The sequence below is a fragment of the Steroidobacter flavus genome (genome assembly GCF_042651805.1).
GTDB lineage: Bacteria > Pseudomonadota > Gammaproteobacteria > Steroidobacterales > Steroidobacteraceae > Steroidobacter > Steroidobacter flavus.
In genome coordinates this window covers 701162-713538 of the sequence record NZ_JBHSDU010000001.1, presented here as the reverse complement: position 1 = coordinate 713538, position 12377 = coordinate 701162, and the positions used below count along the sequence as shown (strand labels likewise).

Here is a 12377-nt window from a genome sequence, read left to right as displayed (position 1 = left end):
GGTGATGACGTGGAACGTACGACTACTCCCCGAGCTGTTGATCTGACGACGTTCGCTCACCGCGAGGCACGCGCTGAAGCGCCGATCTCGGTCGTGCCGCCGCGCGCAGTTGCGACTGAGAACAACGTCGACTTCACCGATACGATCAAGTTCAGCTCGCCGCTCATTCAGTACTCCGAACAGGATCGCGAGAACGCGCGGATTCTGCCGCCGGGCGCGGGCGGGCCGCATGGCACTGCCTACAAGATGTTGCGCACTCAGGTGCTGCGCCGATTGGATCAGCTGGGCGCGAACTCGCTCGGTGTGATGAGCGCGCAGTCCTCGGAAGGCAAGACGCTGACCGCGATCAATCTCGCGATCGCCATCTCCGCCGATCCGGCACGCACTGTGTTGCTGGTGGATTTCGATCTGCGCAATCCCAACGTGCACAAGCGCTTCAGCTATGAGCCATCGGTGGGCGTGGACGATTGCTTGCGCCTGCGCCGCCCGGTGCAGGAAGCGATGATCAAAGTCGCGGGCTACGATCGATTGACGATCCTCCCGGCGCGCGAGCGGGTCGAACATTCCTCGGAGCTGTTGTCGTCGCCGGCAACGGCCGAGATCGTCAACGAGATGCGCATGCGCTACGCCAATCGCGTCATCATTTTCGATATGCCGCCGGTGCTGATGGCCGACGACGCGCTGGCGTTCGCGCGTTATATGCAAGCGGGCCTGCTGGTGATCGGCGAGGGCAAGACGCGTCGCGAGGACGTCACTCGCACGTTCCAGTTGCTGCACGATCTGCCGTTCGTCGGCACGGTCCTCAACGGATCGCGCGAGCCGGTTCGCACGCCGTACTGAGCACAGCGACGATGTCATTCACGCGTATGACACACACGTCACATCGGCGTCACCCCGCCTGGATACCGTGACGGCCCTCACGGTGCCGGAAGATCACGATGGCCGTCGTTTCTGAAACGCGATTGCCCGCGCGGCGGATGTTGGGCATTCCCATTGGCGTCGAAAGCCTGGACTCGCTATTGGATTCGGTGAGCCATGCCGTGCAAACGGGCACGGGCCCGTTCACTGTCGCTTGCGCCAATCCGCATTCGCTGGTGGTTGCTCAACAGGACGAAACATTTCGTCGCGCCTTGCAGGCGTGCTCGGCCGTCGTGGCCGACGGCTCGGGTGTGACATTGGCGGCCCGTCTGTTCGGGATGGAAGTAGGGCCGCGTATCACCGGAACTGATTTTTTCCTGGGCACGATGCGACGCCTCGATCGGGTCGGCGGCAAAGCATTCTTCCTGGGTTCCGTGGATCCCGTGCTGGAGCTGGTCAAACAGCGCGTGGCGCGAGAGTTTCCTCGTGTGACGGTGGAAACATTGTCGCCGCCGTTCGGCACCTGGTCGGCCGAGCAGCAGGCCGAGGTCATGCGGCGAATCCACGCCGCGAAGGTCGATGTGCTCTGGGTGGGAATGACTGCGCCCAAGCAGGAAAAATGGATCGACGCCCATGCCGGGGAATGCGGCGTGCCCGTGATCGGTGCGATCGGCGCGGTGTTCGATTACTACGCGGGCACGGTTCGTCGGGCCCCGCAATGGATTTGCAAACTCGGCTTCGAATGGCTCTATCGGTTGCTGGGCGAGCCGCGCCGGCTGTGGCGTCGAACCTTGGTGTCGGGACCGCAATTCGCCTGGTTGTTGTTGCGCGAACGATTGCAGACGGGCGGGCAGAGAGAACGGGTAGCGTGAGCATGAATGCCGCCTCGACAATGAAACGCGCCTTGCATCGACTTCACCGCGACACGAGTCGTGCGATGGGGCGGGATGCGCTCACCGGACTGCGGATTCAGTCGCGATCCGATCTGGTCCGGCTGGGCTCGCAGTACGGCGGCTGGATCGTGCCTTCATCCGCGGTGCATCCGGATTCCATCTGTTATTGCGCCGGCGTGGGCGAGGATATTTCTTTCGACCTCGCGCTCATGGAACGTTTCGGCTGTGAGGTGCATGCGTTCGATCCGACGCCGCGCGCCATCGAGTTCGTGCGCCGGACCGCGGCCGACGTGCGTGGCTTTCATTTCCATCCGGTCGGTATCTGGGAACGCGACGAGCAGTTGCGCTTCTACGCTCCCAGCAATCCGGACCACGTGTCCCATTCCGTGATGAATCTGCAGCAGACCGATTCATTCTTCGAAGCGCCGTGTCGTTCGCTGCCGTCGCTGATGAAGGAATTCGGACATGCGCGTATCGATCTGCTGAAGCTCGATATCGAAGGCGCCGAGCAGCGGGTGCTCGCCGCCATGCTGAAAGACGGCGTGACCGTGAAAGTCCTGTGTGTCGAGTTTGACGAAGCCACCCTGGAATGGACGCCGGAACGCAAGCAACGAATCGTCGCCACGGCGGACGCGTTGACGAAGCAGGGTTACGAGCTGATCGCGCAGGAAGGGCGCAGCAACTACACCTTCGTCTGCGGGAACTGATCGCGTGGAGCGCTTGAAAGTATTGGTGTCCGCCTATGCCTGCCACCCGGAGCAGGGCTCCGAGCCGGGCGTCGGCTGGAACTGGCTGAAAGAGATCGCTCGGCATCACGACGTGTGGCTGCTGACGGAAGCGGAACGGTTTGCGCCGGCCACCGAAAGCGCGCTCGAGTCTCACCAGCTGCGCGATGCCGTGAAGGTCATCGGCATCCCTCGCGAACGTCGCGCCGAGCGCTGGCTGAAATCCCTTGCGTACTACCACACGTACGAAAGATGGCAGCGCGCCGCGCTCGAACGAGCCCGCGAGCTGCATCGGCACGTCGGCTTCGACGTGATTCACCAGCTCAACATGATCGGCTATCGCGAGCCCGGCTTCCTGTGGTCGCTCGATGTGCCTTTCGTTTGGGGACCGATCGGCGGCTTCGCGCAGATGCCCTGGCGCTATCTGCACGCGATGGGGCCGTCGGGTGCGATGTCGCTCGGCTTTCGTAACCTGGCCAACGAGATGCAGATGCGGCTCAGTCGCAGAGTTCGAGCAGCGATGCAGGCCAGCGACGTACTGATCTCGGCCACGTCCGTGGATCGGGTCGCGATCGCGAAGTTGTACGGGCGGCAAGCGCCGGTCGTGCATGAAACCGGCACCGCGCCGGAGTCGGAGCCCATCGTCCGGACGATCCGGGAGGGCGAGCGGCTGCGGGTCTTGTGGTGCGGGCGCATGGTGCCGAGTAAAGCGGTGGGAGTGGCGTTGCAGGCGGTGGCACGCGCGAGCCGGACGATTCCGATCGAATTTCATTTGTGCGGCGATGGGCCGCAACAGCCGTTCGCTCGTGGATTGGCGGAGCAACTGGGCATTCAGGGGCTTTGTTACTTTCACGGACAACGCCCGCGGGCCGAGGTCATCGACCGCATGCGCAGCTCCCATGTTCTGTTTTTCCCCAGTTTGAAGGAAGCGACCTCGGCGACCGTGCCGGAGGCATTGGCGACGGGCTTGCCGGTGCTGTGTCACGACACCTGCGGACATGGCGACATCGTGACCAAAGAGGTGGGGATTGGCGTGCCGGTCAGCGACCCGCCCAGCAGCGTCGAGGCGTTCGCCAACGCGCTTGTTTCTTTGTCGCACGAGCCCGAGCGCCTGCGCGCCTATTCGATTGCCGCGGCCGAAGGTGCGCCACGCCTTGCGTGGTCGGCCAAGGGCGACGCGGCGGATGCCTGGTATCGCGAGGCCATCGCGAACAGGCAGTCGAGAGGTTATTTGCTATCGGGCTCGTGAGCGCCGACGGCGGGTATTGCGGAGCCGTTAAGAGGGCAGCCGACAGCCGTGGGCCGGGTGTCATCGCTTCGTAATATCTCTAACCAACGCGCCACTGTAACAAACGCGCCATAGAGTGCCGGCAACACCCATTCACCCTGTTCATCATGATCGACGTCGACGTGTTGGTACTGACCTACAAGCGGCCCGCGCTGCTTGCCGACACGCTCGACAGCCTGGTGCGGCAGCAACTGCCGGCCGACCATCGGATGAACATAATTGTGGTCGACAACGACGCCGGCCAATCGTCGCAGGCGACGGTGAGTCGCTTCCAGGCGGAGTTCGGCGCGGTTCGTTATGTGTGCGAAACCGAAGCGAACATCTCGAAGGCTCGCAATCGCGCGTTAGCCGAGGCTCGTGCACGCTATGCGGCCTTCATCGACGACGACGAGGTGGCCAGCCCGCAGTGGCTGGCTTCGCTCCTGCGCGCGAGGGAACAGTATCAGGCCGCTGTCGTGCTGGGACCCGTCATGCCCTTGTTGCCGTCCGGGACTCCTCGCTGGGTGGTCGACGGTCGCTTCTTCGAGCGGCCTCGACGTGTGACCGGCACGTATGCGCATGCGGGTGCCGGCGGCACCGGCAATGTGTTGCTCGATCTTCACGAAGTGCGCCGGACAGGAATTCAGTTCGATGTTTCCTATGGGATCTGGGGCGGCGAGGACACGGAGTTCTTCCATCGCCTGGCCGCGGCCGGCGTGAACGCGGTCTGGTGCGACGAGGCCGAGGTTCATGAATCCGTGCAGCCGCATCGCTTGCGAATCAGATGGCTGATGCGCCGTTCGTTCATCGGCGGGCATTGTTTCGCACGCATCTTCGACAAGCAGGAAGACTCGTTGCGGCGAGCGACGCGGGCGCTGAAGTACGCGTGTATCTCGGCCGGCTTTTTGCTGCTCGTTCCCGCCAGTGCTCTGTCTGGAATGGCCGGTATCACACGCACGCTCTGTCGTAGCGCGCGTCATTGGGGGCGCAGCGTCGGCCTTTGGGTGGCTCATGCGGGCTGAGTCGCGCAGCTGGTGGTGGGGAGTTGCGCCTGCCGTCATCTTCATCGTCGCCGCCGGTATCTCGGGACTGATCGGCGACGTCGAGGTCAGCAGCAATGCTGTCGCGACCGGCCGTGGCTTCACCGAAGATCCGCGGCGCTTGATAGTTCTCGGACTCTCGTATTTGTGGGCGTTGATGTGGCTGCTGCCGCGGGCCAGAGAAGTCTCGGCGCTGGCACTGCGCATCTGGCCGCTATGGCTGCTGGTGGGCTATGCGAGTGCGTCGATGCTGTGGTCGCCGGTGCCCTTCAAGATCTTCATCAATTGCGGCCACTACGCCGGTGAGACCTTGATTGCGCTCGCGGCCGTGTCGGCGGTGCGTGACGACTTGCGACGATTGGCATTGGCGTTGATCGCGGCACTCGGGATCGTGATCGTGCTTTCGCTGCTCGCGGTCCGGCTCGGTTGGCCGAATTCCATCGACATCGAATCGGGCCGCTGGGGAGGAACCGCCGGCAATGCCAACAGTCTCGGTTTGATGAGCGCGGCGCTGCTCGGCGCCGCGATGAGTATGTTTCTCGCTCCCGGCCATCGACTCGTTCGTCTGGCGAGCGGCGGGCTGGCCTTGGCCGCGCTGCTCGCATTGCGCGGCAGTGGCAGTGCCACGGCGATCATCTTCGGCGCTGTGTTGACCGGCGGCGTCGTGTGGCTGCAGTTCGGCAGAAAGGATGCACCCACCGGTTTGTCGATCCGCATGGTGTCCGGCGTGTTCATGGCGTGCCTGCTGGGTGCCGCCGCGATCAGTTTCCTGCCGGAGATTTTTCAGAAGAGCACCTGGCTCGGCGTGTTCGGCAAATCGGAAAATCTGAGCGGTCGCACCCAGGTCTGGGAATTCGGCTGGCAATTGTTTCTGCAGAAGCCGCTGCTCGGTCATGGCTTCGATTCGCTGGCGTCGGTGCTGGCCGGCTTCTGGAAACGAGTCGGCCACTTGCACAACGGCTATCTCGATCTGCTGGTCCGTGGCGGTATCGTCGGCTTGCTCATCTATTCGGTGACGCTGCTGCGAGGCATCTACCGGCTGTTGCAAATGACCGCACGAACGCCGCAAGGCGCGTTCTGGTTCATGTTCGTGGTGGGCGACCTGGTTTACGAGCTGGCCGAAGCATCGCTGATGCGGCCGGTGCATGTTTTCTGGTTGATTTTCATGATCGCGGTGACCGTGGCGGAAAAGAGTCGATTGTTGCAATGGTCGGCAACAGTCAAAGACACGAGGGCGCTCAGCCCTGCCATCGGATCGCGCGATCGTTCAGCGGGCGCTGTTGCATTCCCCAACTTGCTGCGTTGAGCTGAACCATGTCGAAACATTCCGGTGTCGTTGGATTACTGTTTGCTGTGGCTGGCTCGATCGCACTGAGCCCGGTGCTCGCTGCCACGCCCGAGCCACCCGTCATCGTCAGCCCAGGCAGAGTGAAGCCGGGAGCTCGTCTGAAAGCGGTCGAGGTGCTGCCGGACGTGCCAGTTTCTCCGCAAGCACGCAATTTGTTTTCGACGCCCATCGGACTGTGCGGCGACCAGCTGGTGGTGGCGTCGGTCGAGGAGGGATCGCGTTTTCCCAACCGCTTGACGACCGTCGTGCGGCTCGGCACGCCGGATAACGCCGGCAGCTGGCAATGGCGACGCGTCGTTCTCGAAGAAAGAACGCTGCCCGACATCACGCATACCCAACCCTCGGTGGGGATCGATTCCCGGCAGAACGTGCACATTGCTTACAACATGCACAATATGCCCTGGCAGTACGTGCGGTCCCGGACGCCGTGCAGTATCGATGACTTCGAGTTTCGCGGCACGGCGATGTCCGATGCCGATCTGCACGTCGCGTTCGAACAGAATCGTTCGCCCTGGGGCGATCCGGGCTCGGCCGCCATTCCCGGCAATCAAATCACTTATCCGGCGTTCTTCAACGATCGCAACGGCGATTTGTATGTGACTTACCGGTTCGCCGTTCGACCCGGACGCACCTGGCTGGAACGCGCCTTCGGCGGCGGCATCGCTCGCTTCGATGTCGGCTCGCAGCGCTGGTCCGCCGTGGGCGGAGATGTGCCGCTGACCAGTCGCGATGCGCAGCCGGCGCCATCCGGTGCCGCCTCGCATCCCTTCGCCTGGGAGCCGGGCTGGACGGTCTACCATCCGCGCCTCTGGTTCGATCGTAACAATGCGATGTTCGTGACCTGGATGTGGCGCAAGGAACAGGCGGGCATCGATACGACTCATCCGAGCTTCGCCATGCGTCCCAATCCGCAGGCTCCGTTTCAACGCGCGGATGGCTCGTCGTACGAGCTGCCGGTGCGGCTCTCGAGCGTAGGTGAGATCGACGCGTTCGATGCGGATCACGTGTATCACGCCGGCACGTCCGTCACGACGGACGCGCGCGGCGCACCTCTCGTCGTCCTGGAATCCAATGACGGCACACCGCGCACGCTCGTGACCTACGACTCCTCTGCCAAGCGCTGGCGCACCGTCGAGCGCACCCCTTACGGAGCACCGTGGGTGGTTTGTGAAGATGACGCGACCTGCTGGGCGTATGCCACCGGACCTCGCATCTTCAGGCGAAAACGGCTGGAGACGAGCTGGAAGATGGTTTATGAGCAGGACGGCTATTGCGATCCCAAGCCGCTGCACGCGCTCGGCGCACACCGACGGTTCGTGCATGTAACACGCTGCGACTGGCGCACCTCGCGAGTGATCGAGCTGGCCGATCAATAGTATGAAAGTCACGATCGTCCAACGCATCCTGCCGCACTATCGGATCTCGTTCGTCGAGCGGCTCAACGAGCAACTCGCGATGCGTGGCATCGAGCTGCAGCTCGTGTGTGGGCAGGAGCTTCCCGGCACGGTGCCGCGCACGGTGTCGTTACCGGTGCCTTGGGTGCGCGAGATCAGGAATCGGTATCTCACGATCGGCTCCACCGAACTCGTCTGGCAGCCGTGCCTTGCCGATCTGCGCGGCAGCGATCTCATCATCGTCGAGCAATCGAACCGGCTGCTGCTCAACTACTGGCTGCAGCTGCGACGCTCGTTTTCCCGGCCGCTGCTCGGCTTCTGGGGGCACGGTCGAAACATGCAGAGCCGGAATCCGAACGGTCTGCGCGAGCGCTTCAAGAGCGGGCTCGTGCGCCACGTCGATTGGTGGTTCGCTTATACGGAAATGTCTCGCGAGACCGTCCTGCGCAGCGGCTTCCCGGAAGAACGCACCACGTTGGTCAACAACGCGGTCGACGATGAGGAGCTGCGGCGGGGCATGCAGGCGTGCAGTGGCGTCGATCCGTTGGAGATGGCGCGATCGCTCGGTTGCTCGGGCGGCAACGTTGCGTTGTTCTGCGGCGGGTTGCATCGGGAAAAGCGCATCGATTTTCTGTTGAGCGCGGCCGAGCGCGTGCGGGCGCTGGTGCCCGATTTCGAGCTGCTGGTCGTGGGCGACGGGCCGGAACGCTCGCGTATCGAAGCGGCGAGACAGCGGCTGCCCTGGATACATTACGTCGGCGCACAGATGGGCGAAGCCCGGGCGCGATATTTCCACGCATCGAAGCTGCTCATGATGCCGGGCATGGTCGGGCTCGTGATCGTCGACAGTTTCATCGGCCGCTGTCCGATGTTCACCACGGAGTTTCCTTTCCACAGTCCGGAGATCGCCTATCTGCGCTCCGGCTACAACGGCGACATGACGGCCGACGATGTCGAGAGCTACGCGCAGGCGGTGGCTCGGCATCTGCAGCAGCCCCAAGTGCTGGACGGACTGAAAGCGGGGTGCGAAGAGAGCGCCCGCAAATATTCGCTGTCGTCGATGGTGGCGAACTTCGCCGGCGGCGTGGAGCGATGCTTGAAAGAATCCACCGGGGGAGCGCGCGAGAATGCGGGTCCTGCTCGCCCATAATTTCTATCGCTCCACCGCACCGAGCGGTGAAGACACCGTGTACCGGGAAGAGCGTGCGCTGCTCGAGCGGCATGGCGTGGAAGTGATTCCTTACGAGAGGCAAAGCGACGAGCTCGACACCGCGGGCGCGTTGACGCTCGCGCGCTCGGCGTTGCAGGCGAGCTGGTCGGACAGCGTCGCTCGTGAGCTGTCTGGTCTGATTGCACGCACGCGACCGGATGTCGCGCATTTCCACAATACGTTTCCGTTGATCTCACCGAGTGCCTATGACGCGTGTGTGAAAGCCGGCGTTCCCGTCGTGCAAACGCTCCACAACTATCGGCTGATCTGTCCGGGCGCGATGCTCTATCGCGAAGGCGTGCCCTGCGAGGCTTGCGTGGGAACGTCGCTGCTGCCGGCGCTCAAGCATCGCTGTTATCGACAGTCCCTGCCTGCGACCGCCAGCGTAGTAAACATGCTGTGGAACAATCGCCGGCGCGGCACTTACTCCTCGCTGGTCCAGCGTTACGTTGCGTTGACGGAATTTGCGCGGCAACGATTCGTCGCGGGAGGGCTGCCCGCGGATCGAATCGAAGTGAAGCCGAATGGCTTGACCGCACCTCCGCAAGCAGGCGCGGGCGAGGGCGGTCATGCCGTGTTCGTCGGTCGCCTCAGCGCCGAAAAAGGTGTGCATACGCTGCTGGAGGCCTGGAAGGCGCTGCCGGAAATTCGTTTGAAGATTGCCGGCGACGGCCCGATGCGGGCGCAACTCGAAGAGCAAGCACGTCGCGATCGTCTCAATGTCGAATTCATGGGACGCCTCGAGCGCTCGCACGTGGCTCAGGTCGTAGGCGCGGCATCGCTGGCGGTCGTGCCATCGCAGTGGTTCGAAGGCTTCCCCATGGTAGTCGTCGAGGCGTTCGCTTGCGGCACGCCGGTTGTCGCCTCGCGTCTCGGTTCGCTCGCCGAGATCGTGCGCGAAGGCATTACCGGCGGCCTGTTCACTGCGGGCGATCCGAAGGCGCTGGCCGCTGCGGTACGAGCGAAATTCGCTGCGCCCGAAGCCTTGAAACAGATGCGCAAGAACGCACGCGAAGAGTTCGATGCTCGTTACTCCGCTGCGGCGGGTTTCCAGGCATTGATGGATATTTATCAGCGGGCCGCAGCCCGATGAACGCGGCCTCGCTCACCGAACGGACCTTCTCCGCGGTCTTGTGGAACTACGCGGGTGGCTTTGCCCGCGCGATCGCGCAGTTGGGCGTGCAAGTGGTGCTTGCTCGTCTGCTCGGGCCGCATGTGTATGGTCAGTTCACGATCGTGCTGGCTGTGGTGGGGCTCGGCTGGTTCATCGCCGAGAGCGGCATGGGCGTCGCGCTCGTCCAGGTACGGGAGCTCACCAATGAAGTGATTCGCCAGGCCCTCGGCGGCATGCTGATGCAAGGTGCGCTGGTCGCGGTGGTGCTCATCATCGCGGCTCCCTATCTCGCCGCGCTCTTCGACGAACCGGGACTGACCGGGCCGCTGATGGCCTGCTCGGCGCTGGTGCTGCTGCAGTCGATGAGCAATATTTCCTCGAGCCTGCTGCGCCGTCAGTTCGATATGAAACGTTTGCAGTTCATTCAAGTCGCGGCTTATGCCGTGGGCTTCGGCGGCGTCGGCATCACGCTCGCCGCGCTCGGCGCCGGGGTGTGGTCGCTGGTCGGTGCCTTTGCAACTCAATCGTTGATCACGTGGCTGGCGGCCTACCGGCTGGTGCGTCACCCGTTGCGACCGTTGTTTCGAATGAGCGCCGACCTGCGTAGTTACGGGATGAAGGTGCTCGGTAGCACGCTGGCCTCATGGATGGCGGACAATCTGGAGCGCGTGGTGGTCGGTCGCGTGTGGGGCGTCGCCGCGTTGGGTGCGTACTCCGGAGCGTTTGGACTGGCGCGAGCGCCGGCCACGCTGCTGACCTACTCGGTGCAATCGATGTCGCTGCCCATCGCCTCGCGGCTGCAGGACGATCCGGAGCGGTTGCGCCGTGCCTACTGCATCGTCGCTGGCGGATTGGCACTGGTCCTGCTGCCAGTATTCTCGTTGTTTGCTGTCGCCGCGCAGCCGCTCGTGCTGCTGCTCTATGGCGAGCGATGGAACGAGGCCGTTCCATTACTCGCCGCGTGCGCGGTCGCGATGCCGTTCTATGTTCTGGCGGCCAACACCGGCACGTTCCTGTGGGCGACCGGAGCGGCCGGGCGTGAGGCGATCTCACAATCCGTGCTGGCCGCCATTCTTATCGCGGGATTTGTTTTGCTGGGCTCGTGGCCGTTGTCTACTGCGATCTGGATCGTGCCCGCAGTTCACATTCTGCGCGCGGCGGCCACTTATCTGATGTTGTCACGACGCATCGAATTGCCCCATGGCAGAACCCTTCGAGCGATGTTTGGCGGCATCGTTCTTGGGCTGGTGATCGTGTTCGGCTGGGAGATCAGTGCGTGGGTGCCCAAGGACCTTGGCCCATCGACCGTGGCAGTGCTGCGACTTACGTTCGTCGGCGGCTTGGCGATGCTCGCGGTACTCGCTTCGCGCGGCGCCTTGATAGGGCCTGAGCTGCGCTCGGTCATCCGCGGCCGGATTCCAGCGAATCGAGCCGGTCAGTTCGCGCAGCGAGTGTTGGGCATATGAGATCAGCAAACATGACGGCGGCCGAGGTGAGCCTGCAGGTCAATCTGCATCCGCTCGATGCTCCGCACGTGGCGTACACGCTGCCCCATCAGATCCGAGCGCTCGGCCCGCAAGTCGGGCAGGTGTTGCTGACGGTGGACTTGCATCGCAGCCAGGGCAGTCGTTACCGGATCGAGGACTATGACCAGAAGCTGAAGAGCCTGCAGGACACCCTCGATCGGATCGCGGCCGCCGAGCCCAAGGTGAAAATCGTCGAGGTCGATTACACGCCGCCCGCGATGCGCCGGGTCGCCCGGGATTTTCTGGGGCAGGACTTCATTCCGAAGAAGGCTCACAACGGCAGTCCGTTCTATGCCTATCTGTTCGGAGTGCATGCGGCCAGCGGCGATTATGTGATCCACCTCGACTCGGACATGTTGTTCGGCGGTGGCTCGCACACATGGGTGGGCGAGGCGCTCGAGAAAATGGCGCAGGATCCGAGCATCATCGCGTGCAATCCATTGGCCGGGCCGCCTGCCAGCGACGGCTCGTTACATTCGCAAAGTGCGCGACGGCTCGCCGCCCCTTATCCGGCGTACAGCTTTCCGAGCGTGAGCACCCGGATCTTCCTGATGGATAAACGGCCGATTCTGAGCGGCCAATGGCGCATTCCGTTGCTCCAGCCCGGGTTGTCGGCGCGCGTTCAGGCGTTCATCAACTACACGCCTTCCTGTCTGGCGCTGGAAGACAGTCTGAGCGCGATGATGGTCGCGAATGGCCTGTCGCGCCTGGACTTTCTGGGCCGCGCGCCCGGTCTGTGGACCCTGCATCCGGTGTATCGGACGCCGGCCTTTTATCGCGAGTTGCCGCGGCTGATCGAGCGCATCGAAGCCGGCGATGTCCCGGACCAGCAGCGCGGCCATCACGATCTCAACGACTCCATGTTCGATTGGTCGGAAATTCGCGCGCAGCTGACCTGGCGGCGGAAATTCAAGCGGCGTCTGCAGTATGCGGCCTCGGGGTTGCAGGAACGGATGCGGGACCTGACCAGATAAGTCGCCAGTCTTCGGACTGTCACACACT

General features: G+C 63.3%; 11 protein-coding genes. All 11 read left to right on the top strand.

Translation table 11 applies throughout. The features are described from left to right. The first annotated feature begins 9 nt into the window (after window positions 1–9). The 11 genes from ACFPN2_RS02790 (at window position 10) to ACFPN2_RS02740 (ending at window position 12349) form a co-directional block, all read left to right on the top strand. Window positions 10–840, top strand: coding sequence for a CpsD/CapB family tyrosine-protein kinase (locus ACFPN2_RS02790; RefSeq protein WP_380594750.1), 831 nt, complete (start codon window positions 10–12; stop codon window positions 838–840). 98 nt (window positions 841–938) lie between these two features. Next, window positions 939–1730, top strand: a complete 792-nt coding sequence (locus ACFPN2_RS02785; protein ID WP_380594748.1) for a WecB/TagA/CpsF family glycosyltransferase — start codon at window positions 939–941, stop codon at window positions 1728–1730. Window positions 1731–1762: 32 nt separating this feature from the next. Further along, window positions 1763–2458 (top strand): FkbM family methyltransferase, encoded by a 696-nt coding sequence (locus ACFPN2_RS02780; RefSeq protein ID WP_380594746.1) that lies wholly within the window; start codon window positions 1763–1765, stop codon window positions 2456–2458. Window positions 2459–2462: 4 nt separating this feature from the next. Next, complete coding sequence (locus ACFPN2_RS02775; RefSeq protein WP_380594744.1) at window positions 2463–3725, top strand: glycosyltransferase family 4 protein; 1263 nt, start codon at window positions 2463–2465, stop codon at window positions 3723–3725. A gap of 146 nt (window positions 3726–3871) precedes the next feature. Beyond that, complete coding sequence (locus ACFPN2_RS02770; RefSeq protein WP_380594742.1) at window positions 3872–4765, top strand: glycosyltransferase family 2 protein; 894 nt, start codon at window positions 3872–3874, stop codon at window positions 4763–4765. Continuing rightward, window positions 4755–6089, top strand: coding sequence for an O-antigen ligase family protein (locus ACFPN2_RS02765; RefSeq protein WP_380594740.1), 1335 nt, complete (start codon window positions 4755–4757; stop codon window positions 6087–6089). The genes ACFPN2_RS02770 and ACFPN2_RS02765 overlap by 11 nt, the downstream gene beginning before the upstream one ends. Window positions 6090–6097: 8 nt before the next feature. Further along, window positions 6098–7507: a BNR-4 repeat-containing protein gene (locus ACFPN2_RS02760; protein WP_380594738.1), complete on the top strand. Its 1410-nt coding sequence runs from the start codon at window positions 6098–6100 to the stop codon at window positions 7505–7507. A gap of 1 nt (window position 7508) precedes the next feature. Further along, a complete protein-coding gene (locus ACFPN2_RS02755) occupies window positions 7509–8675 on the top strand; it encodes a glycosyltransferase family 4 protein (RefSeq protein WP_380594736.1) in 1167 nt (388 codons plus the stop codon). Next, a complete protein-coding gene (locus tag ACFPN2_RS02750) occupies window positions 8653–9828 on the top strand; it encodes a glycosyltransferase (protein ID WP_380594734.1) in 1176 nt (391 codons plus the stop codon). Before ACFPN2_RS02755 ends, ACFPN2_RS02750 begins: the two co-directional genes overlap by 23 nt. Next, on the top strand, window positions 9825–11315 hold the full coding sequence (locus tag ACFPN2_RS02745; RefSeq protein WP_380594732.1) for a lipopolysaccharide biosynthesis protein: 1491 nt from the start codon (window positions 9825–9827) through the stop codon (window positions 11313–11315). The genes ACFPN2_RS02750 and ACFPN2_RS02745 overlap by 4 nt, the downstream gene beginning before the upstream one ends. Continuing rightward, the gene (locus ACFPN2_RS02740; RefSeq protein ID WP_380594730.1) at window positions 11312–12349 is read left to right on the top strand and encodes a glycosyltransferase family A protein; all 1038 of its coding nucleotides are present in this window, start codon (window positions 11312–11314) and stop codon (window positions 12347–12349) included. The genes ACFPN2_RS02745 and ACFPN2_RS02740 overlap by 4 nt, the downstream gene beginning before the upstream one ends. Window positions 12350–12377: the final 28 nt, after the last annotated feature.